This window comes from Paenibacillus nuruki (genome assembly GCF_963311185.1).
GTDB classification, from domain to species: Bacteria; Bacillota; Bacilli; order Paenibacillales; family Paenibacillaceae; genus Saccharibacillus; species Saccharibacillus nuruki.
The window spans coordinates 4,580,859-4,598,881 of sequence record NZ_OY725677.1 but is presented as its reverse complement, the minus strand read 5'-3'; the positions used below and the strand labels follow the sequence as shown (position 1 = coordinate 4,598,881).

The 18,023-nt window shown below is 39.5% G+C and carries 19 protein-coding genes; 7 read left to right on the top strand and 12 right to left on the bottom strand.

All coding sequences use genetic code 11. The features are described from left to right. Positions 1 to 185: 185 nt before the first annotated feature. Together RCP16_RS20405 and RCP16_RS20400 are read left to right on the top strand one after the other, a co-directional pair. Positions 186 to 722: a sigma-70 family RNA polymerase sigma factor gene (locus RCP16_RS20405; RefSeq protein ID WP_308641195.1), complete on the top strand. Its 537-nt coding sequence runs from the start codon at positions 186 to 188 to the stop codon at positions 720 to 722. A 40-nt stretch (positions 723 to 762) separates the two neighbouring features. Then, positions 763 to 1,020, top strand: coding sequence for a helix-turn-helix domain-containing protein (locus RCP16_RS20400; protein WP_069328029.1), 258 nt, complete (start codon positions 763 to 765; stop codon positions 1,018 to 1,020). Between the two features lie 67 nt (positions 1,021 to 1,087). On the opposite strand, the gene RCP16_RS20395 is transcribed toward RCP16_RS20400, so the two are convergent. The 3 genes from RCP16_RS20395 to RCP16_RS20385 form a co-directional block, all read right to left on the bottom strand. Next, the gene (locus tag RCP16_RS20395; RefSeq protein ID WP_308641194.1) at positions 1,088 to 2,743 is read right to left on the bottom strand and encodes a diguanylate cyclase domain-containing protein; all 1,656 of its coding nucleotides are present in this window, start codon (positions 2,741 to 2,743) and stop codon (positions 1,088 to 1,090) included. 185 nt (positions 2,744 to 2,928) lie between these two features. Then, positions 2,929 to 3,897: a nucleoside hydrolase gene (locus RCP16_RS20390; RefSeq protein ID WP_308641193.1), complete on the bottom strand. Its 969-nt coding sequence runs from the start codon at positions 3,895 to 3,897 to the stop codon at positions 2,929 to 2,931. Positions 3,898 to 3,944: 47 nt separating this feature from the next. Beyond that, the gene (locus RCP16_RS20385) at positions 3,945 to 4,943 is read right to left on the bottom strand and encodes a glycosyltransferase (RefSeq protein ID WP_069328024.1); all 999 of its coding nucleotides are present in this window, start codon (positions 4,941 to 4,943) and stop codon (positions 3,945 to 3,947) included. Positions 4,944 to 5,102: 159 nt separating this feature from the next. Between RCP16_RS20385 and RCP16_RS20380 the strand changes: the two genes are divergently transcribed. Beyond that, on the top strand, positions 5,103 to 5,312 hold the full coding sequence (locus RCP16_RS20380; protein WP_137223213.1) for a TM2 domain-containing protein: 210 nt from the start codon (positions 5,103 to 5,105) through the stop codon (positions 5,310 to 5,312). A 67-nt stretch (positions 5,313 to 5,379) separates the two neighbouring features. Here the strand turns inward: RCP16_RS20380 and RCP16_RS20375 are convergent, their stop codons facing one another. From RCP16_RS20375 to RCP16_RS20360, 4 genes are all read right to left on the bottom strand, one after another. Continuing rightward, positions 5,380 to 6,333, bottom strand: coding sequence for a glycoside hydrolase family 113 (locus RCP16_RS20375; RefSeq protein WP_308641192.1), 954 nt, complete (start codon positions 6,331 to 6,333; stop codon positions 5,380 to 5,382). A gap of 46 nt (positions 6,334 to 6,379) precedes the next feature. Then, on the bottom strand, positions 6,380 to 7,213 hold the full coding sequence (locus RCP16_RS20370; RefSeq protein WP_137223217.1) for a carbohydrate ABC transporter permease: 834 nt from the start codon (positions 7,211 to 7,213) through the stop codon (positions 6,380 to 6,382). Then, positions 7,213 to 8,097: a carbohydrate ABC transporter permease gene (locus tag RCP16_RS20365; protein ID WP_308641191.1), complete on the bottom strand. Its 885-nt coding sequence runs from the start codon at positions 8,095 to 8,097 to the stop codon at positions 7,213 to 7,215. Before RCP16_RS20365 ends, RCP16_RS20370 begins: the two co-directional genes overlap by 1 nt. 171 nt (positions 8,098 to 8,268) lie before the next feature. Continuing rightward, on the bottom strand, positions 8,269 to 9,573 hold the full coding sequence (locus tag RCP16_RS20360) for an ABC transporter substrate-binding protein (RefSeq protein WP_137223221.1): 1,305 nt from the start codon (positions 9,571 to 9,573) through the stop codon (positions 8,269 to 8,271). A gap of 359 nt (positions 9,574 to 9,932) precedes the next feature. Between RCP16_RS20360 and RCP16_RS20355 the strand changes: the two genes are divergently transcribed. Beyond that, on the top strand, positions 9,933 to 10,961 hold the full coding sequence (locus tag RCP16_RS20355; RefSeq protein WP_273592665.1) for a substrate-binding domain-containing protein: 1,029 nt from the start codon (positions 9,933 to 9,935) through the stop codon (positions 10,959 to 10,961). Positions 10,962 to 11,054: 93 nt separating this feature from the next. On the opposite strand, the gene padC is transcribed toward RCP16_RS20355, so the two are convergent. Further along, positions 11,055 to 11,543, bottom strand: a complete 489-nt coding sequence (gene padC / locus RCP16_RS20350; RefSeq protein ID WP_069328020.1) for a phenolic acid decarboxylase — start codon at positions 11,541 to 11,543, stop codon at positions 11,055 to 11,057. A 157-nt stretch (positions 11,544 to 11,700) separates the two neighbouring features. Between padC and RCP16_RS20345 the strand changes: the two genes are divergently transcribed. After that, the gene (locus RCP16_RS20345; protein ID WP_308641190.1) at positions 11,701 to 12,261 is read left to right on the top strand and encodes a PadR family transcriptional regulator; all 561 of its coding nucleotides are present in this window, start codon (positions 11,701 to 11,703) and stop codon (positions 12,259 to 12,261) included. Between the two features lie 120 nt (positions 12,262 to 12,381). On the opposite strand, the gene RCP16_RS20340 is transcribed toward RCP16_RS20345, so the two are convergent. After that, a complete protein-coding gene (locus tag RCP16_RS20340) occupies positions 12,382 to 13,230 on the bottom strand; it encodes an aldo/keto reductase (protein ID WP_069328018.1) in 849 nt (282 codons plus the stop codon). A 134-nt stretch (positions 13,231 to 13,364) separates the two neighbouring features. Continuing rightward, positions 13,365 to 13,880 (bottom strand): DUF2179 domain-containing protein, encoded by a 516-nt coding sequence (locus RCP16_RS20335; protein ID WP_069328071.1) that lies wholly within the window; start codon positions 13,878 to 13,880, stop codon positions 13,365 to 13,367. A 275-nt stretch (positions 13,881 to 14,155) separates the two neighbouring features. Here RCP16_RS20335 and RCP16_RS20330 point away from each other — a divergent pair, with 275 nt between their 5' ends. Then, positions 14,156 to 14,509 (top strand): sigma-70 RNA polymerase sigma factor region 4 domain-containing protein, encoded by a 354-nt coding sequence (locus tag RCP16_RS20330; protein WP_308641189.1) that lies wholly within the window; start codon positions 14,156 to 14,158, stop codon positions 14,507 to 14,509. A gap of 11 nt (positions 14,510 to 14,520) precedes the next feature. Continuing rightward, entirely contained in the window at positions 14,521 to 14,685 is a 165-nt protein-coding gene (locus RCP16_RS20325; RefSeq protein WP_308641188.1) for a hypothetical protein, read from the top strand. Between the two features lie 140 nt (positions 14,686 to 14,825). Here RCP16_RS20325 and RCP16_RS20320 read toward each other — a convergent pair whose 3' ends face one another. Together RCP16_RS20320 and RCP16_RS20315 are read right to left on the bottom strand one after the other, a co-directional pair. Next, positions 14,826 to 16,442, bottom strand: coding sequence for an FAD-dependent oxidoreductase (locus tag RCP16_RS20320; RefSeq protein ID WP_308641187.1), 1,617 nt, complete (start codon positions 16,440 to 16,442; stop codon positions 14,826 to 14,828). Further along, the gene (locus RCP16_RS20315; RefSeq protein WP_308641186.1) at positions 16,439 to 17,986 is read right to left on the bottom strand and encodes a DUF4127 family protein; all 1,548 of its coding nucleotides are present in this window, start codon (positions 17,984 to 17,986) and stop codon (positions 16,439 to 16,441) included. The genes RCP16_RS20320 and RCP16_RS20315 overlap by 4 nt, the downstream gene beginning before the upstream one ends. Between the last annotated feature and the right edge of the window lie 37 nt (positions 17,987 to 18,023).

Below are 18,023 nucleotides of genomic sequence, written 5' to 3'. Positions count from 1 at the left end.
TGTAGATATATAAAAATAGTTATAAAGGTGGAGAGTATATAAAAAATAATTACGCCTAAAGTTGTATTTACCTCCATTCTTTCAACTTTATAGATAAAAGATAGAGACTACACCGTTTATGTAGTATTTATCTTTTGATCCCAATTCATATGCACTTAGGATATAAAGTGCTGGAGGTAATACGTATGAACCTAACAACAATAGATCAAAATCCGATCATTCATTCTTTTTTGAGTATTCCAAGTCATAAGCAGCTGTTGGAACAAGCCATATACTATCCAACTGAACCTAATAAACAAAAGCTTAATCAAGCATTTCAACTATTCTTTTTAGAAGCTCGCTTTACTTCTTATATCGCTTCTCTGATTCATTTCAGTGCGATCAATTATGATAAAAAAAATCGCCTGTATAAAGATCGACATCAACTGATTATTGACCACAGTGAAAATAAAGATCATACCTATACTTCACGAATACCTGCTGATACAGATACATATCATTTTGCAGAACGTAATTTACAACAAGTGATTACCGAAAAAAAGATGTATGAAGCGATTCAGCAACTCACAGATCGAGAGCAACGTATTCTTTGTTATCTTTATATTTATGAAATGACCGAGAAAGAAATATCATCTCAACTTCAGGTGACTCAACAAGCAATTTCCAAAACCAAACGATTAGCCATCAAAAAATTACAAACGTATCTTCATTGTCCAAGTTAGAAAAAGTTATAAAGAAGGTAGGTTAGAAGGAGGAACAACTATGGCACATGCTCTACTATCATTAATTCAAAAAGCTAAAAACGAAGATGAAGAAGCAATTCTATTTCTGATCCAAAAATTTTCGCCTAAGATTATGCGCTCATTACAGCAAACCACATATCAAGAACAAGAAGATCTACAACAAGAAATCCATCTCAAAATTATCGAAGCTGTTCGCAAATACGATCTTGAACATATCCCGGATATTTGGAATTTTATTAATCCTGACGATTTCTCAGCACGTCCAATGTCTTCTTAATATGTGAATACACCAAAAAGCCAGAGTCGTATACGCTCTAGCTTTCTGTGTATGCTTATAGAACCTTTTATCCGATCGATTGCGGAGCAAGTGGTTCTTTGTAAAAGGTAAGTCGGTTTTTACCGGAACGTTTGGATTGATATAAGGCTTGATCTGCCATACGAATAATCTCGATTGGATTATCGCTGTCATGCGGATAGACGGCTCCACCGATACTACATCCGATATTCACCTTTTCATATTCCACGATAAATGGTTTGTTCAGGCTACGAATAATCTCATTTGCATAGATTTCAGCTTCTTTTTCGATATTTAATCCAGAAGGATCGGTATGCAGCACCACTAGAAATTCATCGCCACCCAGACGAACAGTAATATCATGTTCACGTGTTAAATGACTGAGACGTTGAGCTACTTTTTGCAGTAAAATATCGCCACTCTGGTGCCCTAACGTATCGTTTACTTTTTTGAATCCATCTAAATCAATATAAAGAAAAGACAGACACGGTTGTTGCTCAGGATCTTCAAACGCATCTTCTAAATACGTTTCTAATGCATTCCGATTCGGTAGCCCAGTTAGATGATCATAATGAGCTAGACTTTGCATATTGCCAAGCTCGACTTCTTTTTGACTTAACGAAGTGACCATCGTCTGCAAAGAAGAAGATAACATTTCAATATCGCTAAAACTTTTACGAGAAGGTATATCGACTTCTTCTCCACATGCTAGTCGATCCGCAGTATGTGTTAATTCACGAATAGGTAGCGAAATACGCTGTGCTAACCACCAACCGATTAATGCAAATACTACGGCGGCAATGACTGTAATCCAGATATTAAAATGCATTAATTCAGATACAGACGCCAAAGCTGTAGATTCAGGCTGTCTCACAATAACGGTCCAACCCAATCCAGGATAGTCTAAATATCCATCTCCATAGGCATATCCTGTTAAATAGGTGTTACCATCAGGCCACTTTTCCAACTCCCAACCATCTTTTTGTAATTGGGCTTTAGCTATACTTTTTAACGGTAGTGGCTTACCTACCATCTCACGTGGACCAAGTAGAACGGTCTGATCTTGTTTACTTACAATCAGCATATCTACATTCTGGCCTGCCCATTTACTCGGTAATAATACACTTTGTTGTACTTCTTTGGCCCATGCCCAGCTCATATGTGCAGCTAGTACACCAATGGTCTGTTGTTGGCTATTTTTGATCGGTAAGCTTACATCGACAAATTGTAGCGGTTCTCCACTTGGATTAGGCAGTAATTTGGCAAGTAATACAGCATCATGCACATCACCGATAAATTTACCTTGAATACCTTCTTTAAATACAGGACGCTCTGACAGATCTTTGCCTAACAAAATCCCATCGGTCGCTGCTAATACTTTTCCTTTAGTATCGGTATATCCAATCCATGAGAATGATGGAAAGTGTGATTTCAATTGATCTAACATTTGTTGAATATTTTCGACATTTTGATTATTTTCAAAAACAGGCAAGCTCCCCAATAATTCCACTTCACCTGATCTAGACCACATAAAGTTATCTAACTTATCTGCTGTCTGATACGCTGTTCCTGCTAGAGATTCCCCAATCTCATTTTTAATACTTTGTGAAGAATAATAATTAATTGTCGTGCTAAGTGTAAAAGATAACAATAAAGACAGTGCAATAAATGTAACAATAAGCGCAGTTCTTAATTTGACAGACACCGACATTTCCCCCGAAAATTCGACTTTACTATTACTATCGGTTTCTGTTAACAGAGAGTTTAATTATTTTTATTTGTAAATAAATGTCGAATTAGTTATATATTTAAATATACATATAGCAAAAAGACTAACCTTTTGAGTTAGCCTTTTCCTTCTACCACCAATTTATATGCTCGTGCATTTTTTTACTTAATCGCACTTAATACATCAAGCAACATCTGCTTAAACAACGGACGATCAATCTTTTCACAGACGCGTACATTTGGTGTCTGTCCTAGTCGTCCATTGATATCCACTACGCTGTATCCGCGTGTCCATTCGCCTTTGGTTTCTACATCAACAAAATACGTATGGCTTTCTGTCATGACTGCTTCATTAGCGGCTACAGCCATCAGTAATGTATCAGGATGAGTTGTACCATTTAGACGATGTACTTCTTTATTAAATGTCATCACGACTTGATTGACTGCTTTGAAAAAGTCTGCTCCGGCAGTACCCAAAGCAGCAATCTCTGCATGATCGTCATCATCCATCAGAGAATAACCGGTACACATTTCCCAACCAACCATGGTTGTTGGAATCCCTGAACGTAGAACAATATGAGCTGCTTCGGGATCGACATAGAAGTTATATTCAGCCGCCGGTGTAATATTGCCGAGTGCATTATTCGTTCCACCCATTACATATAAATGAGGGATTTTCGGAACAATTGTTGGATCTTTCTGAATCGCCATCGCAATATTGGTTAGTGGCGCAATCGCTAGTAAATGGATTTCACCAGGGTACTTATGTACACTTTCGATAAGAAAATCAACTGCATGTCCATCCGCTGGACGTTGGATTGCTGGAGGGAAGTTCGATCCTCCCATGCCATCGCTACCATGCACATCTTCTACAGTCCGATGCTGTTCTTGATTCCATGTCGTCATCAGTGGACGCTCGCAACCTTTGTAGACAGGAATCTGCCCGTCTACTCCACCTTTACCTGCGACTTGAATCGTATAGAGTGCATTTTCCACTTCCTGATCAAATTGTACATTCCCACCTGTCATCATAATGCCTTGTACATCAAAATGATGAAGTGCTGTCAAAATAGCGATCGTGTCATCACCAGCAGTATCGGTATCTATAATCGCTTTGCGTAATGTTGTCATAACGGTTCCACGTCCTTATGTTTTCTTTAGATTCTAAGCTACTATTATTATTTCAACCATTCCGAGAAAAATTGACGATACCCTTCTTTCATAATCGAACTGGAAAACGTATCAAACGCATAATCCCGATTATCTTGTGAAAATTGGCGTGGAGAAGCTGCTGCCATATTCACCAGTTCAAACCAATTGCGCTCATTCCCTGCAAAAGCATGGGTCGAACTAATATGGTCATAACAAGGATGTTCTGGTTTGACTACAATTTTGCCCATCGCTAATGCTTCAGTAAGTGGCATCGCAAATGTATCAAATTTAGAACAGCTCCAATACACTTTACTCGAATTCATCAATTGGAAAATCTCATCTTGCGATAAAGCAAACCGTAAGTGAATATTGGATGGAATATCATATTTCTGCATACTTTCACGATAACGTTCGCCACCAAATACCATAAATACTTCTTTGTCTGGATTCTGGCGAGCATACTTGAGTACCAGATCAGGACGGCGATTTTCTTCATCTCGTCCAATCCACAAGATTCGATTTTCTACCACTTGTGAAGGATCGAAATGTTTGTTTGCCAGCGTTTCGCTAAATCCTATTGGAATCACATCGACATCATGAATATTGAATTGTGAAGCTAACTGTCGTTTGAGAAAAGGAGTCTGCACCACAGCTTTATCGACCATATTATAAAAAGGTTTCATCATCTCATAACCTGTTAACGCAGGATCAGGGAAACTATGTGGAAACAGTACACTTTTCGGCAAAAACATTTTTAAATACGTAAAGCCAGACACCGTATAAATAACATGCTCAATCTGTTCTTTATGGATCTGATCTAATACAATATCGTAGTTCACCAGATCACTCTTCTCGTGTTCATACCCGGGAAGCCAATCATATCCGCTCACATGACGCTCTGGTGAAATAAAGACGATCTCTACGCCCAATTCTCGTCCTAATGCTTGTAATCGTTCTGCAAACACACGTGGCCCTTGATTCTCACTAAATTGAATTTTGCGCATAAGCAGTCCAACTTTTTGCATACTATTCCTCCAAAGAAATCTCTATTATTTTTCGTTATTTGCGTCTATTGTGTTGTAGTGTGTATATTCTAAATATACCTTTAAATGATGAAAAGAGGAACCTTGACCGCTTTGAATACGTATGTAATCTCATAAGCAACACACTTTGGAGGGAACGCTATGTATAGTCGTAAAAGCAATCTAGTCAGTTTATTGTTATGTATTTTCTTCGGATATTTAGGGATACATCGTTTTTATGTAGGTAAAGTCGGAACAGGGCTTTTGATGTTATTTACAGCGGGTCTTGGCGGAGTCTGGGTCATTATTGATATCATTATTATTATCTTAGGCAAATTCCGTGATAAAGAAGGATACCGATTAAAATTCTAAATGTAACAACCAAAACTCGACAGTCTTTAGAGCTGTCGAGTTTTTATGTGTCTTTTTATTCTAGGATTCAGGAAGAAGTGAATACCTGATGATGAGTATAAAAATCTAAAATCGTTTGCTGTGCAGGTTTACCATATACACCGTACCCATTGTCAGTCAGAGCTTCTGCTTCTGGATATAGTTCTGCGCTCCAATCCCACAACCCGAATCCACGCACCCAATCCCGTTGTTGTACATGAGAGAACATTTCTTTGTAAAAGTTCTGCTGTTCTTCTACATTCACTTCGCCATCCCATGACCAATCATTTGGAATATGCGCTGAACCGGTACGACTTGGACAACCTGCTTCGACAAAGAAAAAAGGTTTGTTGTAACGGGTAACCACCGCTTCAATCCGATCTAATTGTTGCTCCCAGTGCCCTAAAGGATAGTAACCACTGGATGATATCACATCGACTGCATCCCACCAAGTGATTCGATCTTCTTGATATTTATCTGCATTGTACGAGATCTTTCCGGTATAAACTGTTCGTACCTCTGCAATCAATTGCCGCCATTCCTCTGCACGACGATCAGACTGCACCATTTCACAACCGACAACCAACATTTCACAATTCGTCTGCTGTGCAATACGAGCATAATGTAATTGATACTCGGTATAACTGGCAAACCATTCATGCCATTTCGGTTCACAAGGCACATCATGATCAAAAAAGTTAATATGAGCACGCCATGTTCCATCTGCACAATTCACAGTTGGTTTGAGAATTACTTTTAATCCTAGTGAATACGCATATTCAATCATATCGATCAGTTCATCATCATCGACCATATGTCGACCTTGATAATCAATTGTTGTCGCTTGCGGATGATCTTGTAGCGCAGCCAGTGCAATAATTACATATTCACTCCCTGTATGCTGTTGCATCAATTGAAGAGATTGCTTGGCTTCAGGGGTACGGAAGACTCCTTTGCCGCTCATCCAGCCGAAAGTAAATCCTTTGATGTAAGGAAGTTGCATACGTATATCGCATCCTTTTTAGCAGAGTATAGTTATCTATAAATAGTTATTTAACAGAACCTTGAGCGAATCCATTATAAATGTATTTTTGCAGAGCGATAAAAACGATCACTGTCGGGATAATCGCAATCATAATCCCTGCGCTAATGACTTCCCATTGTGATCCATACGGGCCTTTAAATTTAAATAAAGCTGTTGATATCACTTGCAGACTCGTTTTGGGCATATACAGAAATGGAGTATAAAAGTCATTGTAGATATTTACGCCTTTGACAATAATCACAGTAACGATAGCAGGCTTAAGCAGGGGTAGAACGATTTTCCAATAAATTGTGAAGTATGAAGCTCCATCTAACATCGCTGATTCATCCAACGCTTGTGGAATCGAATCGAGAAATTGTAGAAAAATATAAACCGCTATAATATCAGTTCCTAAATACAACACGATCGGTGCCAGACGGGTATTGAATAACTCTAACGAGTTGATAATCTGAAAAGTAGCTACCTGTGTAGTCACACTTGGGATCAGAGTCGCTAACAGAAACGCTCCGACCAGTAATTTACTACCACGGAACTTAAAGCGATTAAGTACATAAGCCACCATCGAACCAGTCAACGTAGCTCCAACAATAGAAATCACGAGAATAATCGTTGTATTCAAAAAACCAACTAACATATTGCCATCTACAAACGCTTTAATATAATTAGCAAAGTTAAACCAGTTGGTGGGCGGTGCGAGTGGACTGGTCTGAGTATATTCTGTACCTACTTTAAAAGAAGCAAAAAAGATAACTACAATCGGTAATAGAGCTGCAATCGTTCCTAGAATCAGACTGATATATTTGATCGAAGATAAAAAAGTTCGCTTGAATACATACATTAGGCTTTCTCCTCCTTAATCAACAGACGCTGAATCAGTGTGACAATCACGACGATCAACAACAATACAACAGCCATCGCTGAAGCCAAACCGACTTTGCTGTATTTGAACGCCAAGTCCACCGTCTGAATAACAAAGGTTTCACTACCATTCGAACCGCCGGTCATAATGTATGGAATATCAAAAGCACTGATTGCTCCACTGACCGCTAGAATTAAGTTCAATTGCAGAATTTTTTTGATACTCGGTAAAATGATATGCATAAATTGATGCCAGCGATTGGCTCCATCAATATCGGAAGCTTCATAGATATCTTTGGAGATCGAGGAGATGGCACCGAGAAAAATAATAAAGTTAAATCCCATATACCGCCAGATCGAAGCACCTGCAAGCGAAATATTGATAATGCCTGGATTACCAAGCCACAACTGAATATAACTACCAAGACCTAACGCATGTAGCACAGTATCGAATGTGCCATCTGGCTTGAAAAAGAATAAAAATACAAAACCTATTGCGACCCCATTCAGTAATGAGGGCAAAAACAATACACCTTTAAAAAAGTTTTTGAATCGTACATTAAAGCTAAGTATAGTTGCAAAATAAAGAGCTAATGCCATCTGTACAAAGGTAGCAAAAAAGTAGTATAAACTCACTTTGAAGACAGCGAAGTATTCGGGATCGGTAAAGATCGTTTTATAATTTTTGAGACCTACATAATCTAAATGCTTGCTAAAACCGTTCCAATCGGTAAAGCTATACTTCACCATATTCACCACAGGTAAATAGGCAAAAGTAACCAGCAAAATAATAGGAACAATCGAAAATGCGAATATAATAAGCTTTCTTTGATTGCTATAACTCCAGTTCGATAACTTCCACATCCTATATCCTCCTGTTCCTATAAGCCATGTGACTATATCCGAGTATTGTATGCGTACATGGATCATCCTCGAATATAGCAACATGCTTTATTGATATCACCACAGCGAACAGACTTTTTTCTATATGCTGTCGATACGCTGTATATTCTCACAAAGAAAATGTACTTATGATTACTTGGCTACTTCTGCACGAGCTGCAACCCACTTATCATTTAAATCTTTCATAATGTCATCAAATGTTTCTTTTTTATACAGTGCTGCTTCAATAATTCGTTTTTTGAAATCAGGTTGCCATAGACCAATTTCGCCTTCTTTGTCGATCTTATCCACCAGACCTTCTTCACCCGCTTTGGCAGGAGTCTGAGCTTCAAAAGTAATATCTGTTCCTTCATACTCTTTCAATGTAGGTGGCAATTCTGCACCAATCACTGGACTTACGCCCCCCACTTGTTCTGTTGCATAATTCGATTCATTGGTGAACCAATCCACCCATGCTTTAGCAGCAGGTTTATTCTCACTATTTACATTAATACCGATCGTATAATCGTCTGCTAATGGCACGATCACTTTATCTGCATTAGTAGGGAATGGCATAAATCCAATATCGTCTTTGTTCTCTGCTACTGATTTGATCTGATCGATTGCCCATGAACCGAGCACCATCGTAGCGATCTTGCCATTCGCCAGGTCTACTTTGGATGTTTCCCAATCGGTTGTTGTCGGGTCTTTCTCGATCAATCCTTGACTGGTGGCATCATACATCAATTTGTACAATTCATAATGAGGTTGTCCAGCCACAAAGTTATTATCTATTGTAGGTTGTGTGATGTTTACATAATCTGTTGTACCCGCCACAGTTGTTAAGTCTGATTCCCACTGGGTTAGCGCCCATCCAGAAGCATAATTGGTATACAACGGTACAGCGCTTGTTTTGGATTTGATCGTTGCTAGTGCTTTTAAGTATTGTTCCGGTGTACGTGGTGTTTCTGTAATCCCTGCTTCTTTGAACACTTTTTTATTGTAAATAATGCCTGAGAAATTGATGGCTACAGGAATACCATAGGCTTGACCATCTACAGCACGCTCTTCAAGCCCTTTATACTTTTTGCTTAATTCATCCATAGAACCCAAAGGCTCGAAAAAGTCTGGCAAATCAGAAATAGGAATACTGGTCGGAAGTAATAAAACGTCGCCATAATCTTTGGTATTGAGACGGATACTGATCTGACTCTCATAATCTGCTAATGCTTCAAAGTTTACATTCACGTTCGGGTATTTTTCTTTGAATTTAGCGGCATAATCTTTGAATACTGTATCCACAATATCTGTACGCTGTGTAATGACTGTAATATCCCCCGAAATATCTTCTGGATTCGTACTTGCTGTGCTTGATTCGCTTTTGGAGCCACATCCACTGACAAGAGCTACGGTTAACAAAGAAGCGACTGTGAGTTGGAACCATTTTTTAATTGCCATTACTTTTAATCCCCTTTACTTATTTTTTGTATTAAATAAAGTTATCGGTTAGGTTACAAAGTACATATTATTATGGTAACGCTTTCTTGTCAATTACTTTATTTTGCCCTATTTTAATAGGATGTAAGGTTAATAACAGGTTTATTATGTATCACAGGATAGAATATATAAGCTTAAAATAGGAGCTATACCTATATAAAACATGCAAAGTTAGCATGTTTATTGACAGTCTTCTTGAAAAAAACTAGTATTAATTGTTGAATGTTTTGTTATCTTCTTTCTAAATATAAATAATAGATACTTTTATAAAGTTACCGATAAATTAGATATATTGATATTTTCTAAAAAGGGGCGTACCTATGAATCATAAAGTAACGATGAGGGATATCGCAGATCGCTTGAATATCAGTAGTGTGACCGTATCCAAAGCGCTTGGAGATAAAGACGGAGTCAGTGATAGTCTCAAAGAAAAGATTAAACAAGTAGCTGAAGAAATGGGCTACCGCTATAATACAGCTGCCAAATCAATGAAGGATGGATTATCTTACAATATCGGGGTCATGATTCCTGAGCGATTTACAGGTACCAATCATTCCTTTTATTTTCGTATCTACAAATACATTGCAAAGATCCTTGAACAAGGTGGCTATTACGGCATTATGACCACTTTAGGCGAACATGAAGAATCGATGCTTACATTGCCAAGATTGTATTATGAACAAAAGATAGATGGTCTGATTATTTTGGGGCAGATTGGCAAGCCCTATATTGAAGCTATGCAAGAAATGCAATTACCCAAAATCTTTCTCGACTTCTATGATGAGCATGTAGAAATGGATGCTGTGGTTACCGATAACTTTTACGGTGCATATGAGTTAACGAACTTGTTGATTCGAGGGGGTCATCGGGATATTGCGTATGTCGGTACTTTACACTCGACCAGTAGTATTCAAGACCGTTTTCTAGGATATTACAAATCGTTGTTGGAACATCGAATCCCTTTGCAACAACAATGGATATTGGATGACCGTGATGAAGATGGCGTTTATATTGATATTCAGTTACCTGATCCTATGCCAAGTGCGTTTGTCTGTAACTGCGATCAGGTCGCTCATAATCTAATTAACAAATTGCAGGACTTGGGTTACCATGTGCCTCAAGATTATTCTGTGACCGGCTTTGATAATGATATCTATGCCACATTAACCCGGCCGCCACTCACGACTGTTGAAGTCGATATCGAACGCATGGCAAAGTTAGCCGTACAGTCCATTTTGAAAAAAGTAAGTAATCCGTATTACACTTTCGGACGTGCACTTGTACCTGGTCGTGTAATTGAACGAGAATCAGCTATCGCTTTAACTAATGATGCAGACCACCAAGCCTAATAGAATAGTAGACAAATAAAAAAAGGAGCGTCTCAAAGACGTTCCTTTTTGGTCATTCAGATGAATGCTATATGATGTATATGAAATCATTATTTATTTTATTTTACCTGCACGAATATCATCGGTCATACCTGGATAAGGTGCTTGTGCAACTACGTTTTGATTGTCTACGCCTGCATTTTCGATAAATGTAATATCGGCAAATTCAGGGACAACATATTTAGGATATGTTTCGTATTTTTCACGAGATTCTTCCATCAAAGCGATATGATCATTCTGGTAACATACTGTGATTTCTGGATGTTCGTGTACCCATTTCGGGAAGAAAATAATACCATGCATTCGTTTTTCAAGAGGCATAAAGTTCAGCGCTACGTCTGTACCTGTTGGTTCTGTCCAAGCTACTTTGTATACACCTTCTGTTAATTTCACCAAATCGACTTCTTGATCGCGAACCCAACGTCCAGCCACCATACCACTATGAATACGATAATCGATAGTATGATCATTTTTGATATAAATCTCATACTCCCAGCCGTTCTCATACGTATAAATCATATGACTTCCTACAAAGTTTTCCATTATACAGCACCTGCTTTCTAGAATTTGAATTCAAATATCATTCACTCTGTCTTGCAAACTGTTTTATAAAACATGTAAATATCAACATGTTTATTTTAACATCTTGATATGCTATGGTCAAATATACACAAATCTATATTTAAAGGGGATTATGATCGTGCGAGTATTGAAATATGCGATTCTAGGTTTATTGTATCGTCAAGAATACAGTGGCTATGATATCACCAGTCAATTTAAAAAAGAAATCGGTCAATTCTGGAGTGCCAAACATAGTCAGATTTATCCAGAGCTTCGCAAGTTGGTGGACGAAGGTTTGCTTCATTTTCGTACTCAGATTCAAGGGGAAAAGTTAGAAAAAAAAATGTATACGATCACTGAAGCTGGACGAAAAGAACTGCTAGAATGGGCGTTATCGCCAGAACCGTTGCCTGAAACAGAGAAAGATGCGTTTATGTTGAAAATGTATTTTATCCATACATTATCACAAGAAGAAGCACGCATATTATTTGAAAATCAGCTACAACAGCGCCAAGAGAAGCTGGTTCATTTGAAACAGGAATATGAGCAACTCATTCCTTTATTCAGCGAGGAAAACACATCTGGTGCTATGCATTTCGATCATCCTCATCTCGGGCATTATCTTGTACTGACCAAAGCGATAGCACGTGAGCAAAGCTATGTAGAGTGGTTGAAACGCCATGTTCACTTGTTCTTATAAGCGATACTTTGAATACTTATAGACATCTTAACCCAAAAAAAGACATCCATTAAGGATGCCTTTTTTGTATCTTTTACGTTGGTTGTATAGTAGTGAACTGTACTTCAAGATGTGCTTTGTTTAAAATTCTTCGTACTCTGCTGGATCTTGATCCCACAGACGTTTGTTGTCTTTACTGAATGCTGAAATGGTACGCATTTGCTCTTCATTTAACTCAAAATCAAAAATGTTCAAGTTTTCCTGCTGATGCTCTAGTGAGCCAGCTTTCGGAATAGGTACAGCACCTAGCTGGGTATGCCAGCGTAGAATCACTTGAGTCGGTGTTTTACCATAAGCGGTTGCGATTTCTTTGATACCTGCATCTTCAAGCACACTTTCTCCGCGCCCACGACCAAGCGGACTCCATGATTCAGTGATGATTTGATGTTTATCATTTGCGGCACGCTGTTCTGTCTGTTCGAAATACGGATGCAATTCTACTTGATTCAGCACGGGTGCTACGCCGGTTTCAGCGATAATCCGTTCCAGATGTTCTGGCAAGAAATTACTAACGCCGATCGAACGGACATAACCGCGTTTTTGTGCTTCAATCATCGCTTGCCATGCTTCTACATATTTATCTACTTTCGGATTCGGCCAGTGAATAATATAAAGATCAAAATAATCCAGTCCGGTACGAAGTAGTGATTCTTCAATGGTGACTAATGCTTCGTCATACGCATGATGCCGTCCTGGTAATTTCGAGCAGACACGTAACTGATCACGAGGGACTGAGCTTTCACGTACCGCTTTACCCACAGCACCTTCATTTTCATAATTAAAAGCAGAATCAATCAGCCGATAACCCACTTCAATCCCCTGCTTGATCGATTCCACACCTTTGTGACCATTAAGCGAGTAAGTACCCAGCCCGATCGCTGGAATATCCAGTCCATCATTTAACTTTTTTGTTGGAATATTCGTTTGCATATCAAAAGCCCTCCTCTTATTTGCTTCAATCATTATTTAAACCACTGAATAGGTTATAAACAATTCATCATTGAAGGGCATAGATAAAGGGCATCTGATTGCGAACGATTTTCTACACGATCGACAGGTTTCAATTAGCGTTTAATTGCCTTCGTCCAGAAGCCACCATGGAATTCGCGCGGCTCCACCATAATCACAAAAGCTTTGGGATCGACAGACAGGATGGTCTTATACAGACTGTCCTGATTTTTGCGTTTGGCTAGAATCTCCATCACGATTCGGTCACCATCTCGTCCTTGTCCAAGCCATGAAGTGACACCATATCCTTTGTCTCGCAACACTTCGGCTAGACGTTGATTCGGTACATCGCTGATTACTTTGACGGTGATATAACCAAGAGCAATCTTTTCCTCAATCCAAGAACCGAGCAGGATACCGAGTCCATATCCAATCGCATATACCGTTAGACTTAGCGGTTGATCGAGATATTTGAGAACCAGATTAAGCCCCATAACATAGATAACGACTTCAACAATACTGATCGCCGATGCTATATATTTTTGTCCTTTAAGTGTAAGGATCGTTCTTAACGTATATGCCGTTACATATACAATCTGAATCAGAAAAATAAACATTAGAATTTTAAGCATAACATGCAAAAACACCTTTCTTCTCCAAAATAATCGTGTATGTCACTAACGATCTATAGATATTCAACCTCTACACTATCTCTTTCTATACATGGGATCAAGTGTCAATTAAAGGTCTTCCAAAAAGTCCATCTTTTTCCTCGCTATAAATCAGCTGATAAATCGCTATAAATTAACCGTATCTCCAACCTCATCATTTCTTTTTTATTATAAAATAAGAACATAAGTTCCCTTAAGTAACAAAATAAGGAAAACGTTATAAAGGAGAAATCATGATGCCACAGACTCTTTCATTATCCGAGCATTATCGTAAACAGCTCAAACAGATCGCCTGGCGTATCCAGTATCGGAATAAAGTACGTGCTCGTTCGGAGCAGCTGTCGATCCATACATGGTTAGAAACCAATGAGTATCACTCTTTTCCAGCAGAAGAATTTGATAGTCTGATAGCGGTTCAAGAACTGATTGATTCGTTACCTTTTGCTCAGGGAAAACAAATTATTCGAGGATTATACCTAGATCAGCAGACCGAAGCGCAATTAGCAGAACAACTACAAATCAGTCAACAGGCGGTGAACCGATGGAAGCGCAAAAGCTTGCAGTATCTCTCTCAGAAGATCAGTTCATAAATCTATTACACATGGTTCAACAACATGGTGATCAAGCGGCTATGTTGGAGCTACTTCATTATTACGAAGAAGACATGAAGCATCTGAGTAAATATCTACGCATGCCTTATGAAGATGCTATGCAGACATTACGAACTGAATTGTTAGCACTGGTGACAACAGGATTAGTAGAATGATCTTCAGATTCAATCATGATCATGGTGATGATCTTTCACGCTATCGTATTATATTCAGTATTCAAAAATAGCCTTCTGTCCAATGATATGGACAAAAGGCTATTTGATCTATTCATCATTTACAAAGACATAACGACTTTTCACTGGGGGTTCAATACTTCTTGTTCTACATCCTCAGGCCAGTGCAGAACCACACCTGCGTCTACCAACATCTCTTGATAACGACTGACATGTTCTGTTGATTCGTAGACTTCACGTGGTGTAATGCCCTGTTGGATCGCGTATGCAGCTAGATAACCTGCGGATTCTCCAATATTCCATTCGACAGGATGCAGACGATAGCAACCGCCAGCAATCTGAGTCATGCCAATATTTTTGCAAGCAGGTAAAAGATTAGTCATACGCACAGGAATTAATGATCCCAACGGAATCTCAAAAGGATAATTAGGAATATAGAATGTACGATGTGTTTTGACCGTTGGATGTAGATCAAGTGAATAACTTCCTACACCCACACTATCTTCATATCGCTTGATTCCTTCAGCCCCGCGTAACTCTTTACTCACATCATGTTCGGTAATCGTGTATAGTGCTTTGATACGGCGAGACTCGCGAATGTATGGCGCTTTGGCAAGCCCATCTGCTGTCCCTAGAATATCTCCACGCAAACGAATACCCGGGAAGCCTTTACCACCATCCAGACGTGGCGCTTCTGTCTGCAACCAGTATACTAATGAAAAAGTAAGCTGGCGGGCACTTTCTAGATTTTGCGTACGTTCATAGATCGGTACACCTGTCACTGCTCCTGCATAATAATCATTTTGCGCCCAATTGAGTAGACTGACTTCTTGAATCTGTGAACGAAGGGGTTCTTCCCAAATAGCCGGATCGATAATACGGCGATAATCCCATAATGAAGTCACACCTTCATCGTTAGGGAACAACGTGAACTCTTTTAACTTGGTTGTATCGTTTGCATCAGAAGCATACCAGCTTAAGATAGGGAAACGGGAAAAAGAAGGCATATATTCACGCCAGTACTCATATTCTGCTGGCTTCTCAATCGTGAAATCTGCTCCTTCCACATAATCCACAGCGGCTACATGAGTGATCGACTGCATATCTAGCGGATCAGCATGTTCTAGCGCGTGCGGTTCATCGGTATCTGACTTCGCTTCTGCTCCGCTGACATACTCTGTTCCAGACTGTTCTAGAAGGTCTCCTTCTTCTGTAGCATCCAGATAATATTGACCGATTAACTGTGTATATTGACCGACTGATCCGGTTACTTGGGTATGGCTAACCGTGATCGATACAATACAATCATACTCTGTTGCTACTTCGACAGGCACCGTATGATATAGCACTTGGATACGCTGAGTATGGATATAAGGCGACATCATTTCTTGTAATACATCTAGTGCAATCTTAGGCTCATGCGCTAATCGACTCACCCATCCATTGCCCGGATTCAAAATTAGGTTATTACGTGCTTCCTCTGTTAACGGATAATTCCGACGATAATAGTCGCGTACCCGTTCACGAAATTCACGAAATGTAGCGGTTGCTCCTGTACGTTCTATCCAGCGATGTTCATCGGGCGGAACAGCTTGTGATGTAAGCTGTCCACCTAACCAGTCTGTCGGTTCTGTTAAGGTTACAGTCAATCCTTGCTTCGCAGCGGCAAGAGCTGCCATACAGCCTCCTAGACCGCCACCGATTACTACCACATCTGTTTGTTTTATTTGTTCTGTCATTGTTGTTCTCCTTTGCGATCTTTTAACGATACATGGGCTCGAATAGATAACCCCACTTCAAACATCCGATTCCACGGCATATAGCAATCTTGAATATCGATCTGCACACCATTTTCTTGTAAATGTTGCTCTATAAATTGCTCCAAATGACTACGTACCATCTCAGCCACATATCCACGTTCTCCATCTAACTGAAATTTATCCAGACCCAATTCTTGAATGGGTCCATTGCTTAAATATTTACGTACAACAGAATCATAGCCTAGGTCTTCTACATAACGTAGCGCTAGAAAATTCATATGCTCTGGAGTGGCTCCATATTGTTGATAGATCATCGATTGTGCAATAACCGTTCCTAATGTATTCGAACTGGTATTCCAGCCTGCATAACCTGCCAGTTGATACAAAATGCCTCGCTGACGAAGTAAATCCAGCAATTCAAGATCACCACCGTTAGCATAGGCAATATCTCCAATAGCCACTACCGCATCCGGCTGACGATCCAATATGTAGCCTGCATACTCTACTAACTCTACGGTTGTCCGTTCGGTATCATAATTAGCAGACGGTGATCCTTGATAGACGGCTTCACCCATTTTTTCACCTGCGGTATTGAGCAGTAATAAGATATCCGCACTTTGTTCATCAGAAGCAACCATACCGCCTGCCGCAATAATCTGATATTTTAGCGTTTCATACAGTCGCCGATCTTCATACGCAGGAATAATCAAAGCTCCATTTACCGAGCTAAAACGCACATAGACCCGAGGAATAGTATGATTCAACTGATTGATCATGCGAGCGACCAATGTACAACCAACTTCATCTGCACCCGGATACATATAGACACGCAAGCCTAGACGCAATGCTCGAATACGTGCCCTTACTTCCTGCTGATCTCTAGCGGTATATCCATAAGGAGCCGAATCATCTTGCGGGAAAATCAGAAAGTCGATCACACCTTGTTCTACATAATCCAGTGCTAATTGATTGATCTCCCGATTTACCGCACGACGACCTAGATAATCATCCAGCACTTCTTGAGGTAAGCGACTGTTGATATCGTCCAGTTCTTGTTGTTCTTCGGTCGTTAATGAATGTTCTTCTGCATAATGTTCTAGATACCCTTTGCGAAAAATCTCTCGTCCCCAATCAGCATAATAATCCGGTTCTTCGTCTGAGGAAGAGTACTGTGGGCAACGCATAATCAGTTGAAAAGCGAACAATTTAAGTGCAGGATTCTGCTCTTTGAGTATTCGTAATCGATCCAAACGACGAGTCAGTTCGGTCACATCCAGTTCATGTAGACGGGAAGGCACAATCCCGCCGTACAATAGTGTATCTAGGGATATCACTGCTCCGTCAGCCGATTGACATTCCAATTGTGTCCATGTCCATAGCCGTTCGGTATCTGCGGCTATTTTCTTGCGTCCCATCCATTCTTGTGGAGGACGCACAGCTTGATATGATGTTCCTCGTGTCAGTTCATAGGGAAAATTATAATTACAAGGTCTTTCGTCTAAAGGTACAATCACCAATGTCATTTGGAATAGACTCCTTTGAAGTTACACCGCTTTGGGA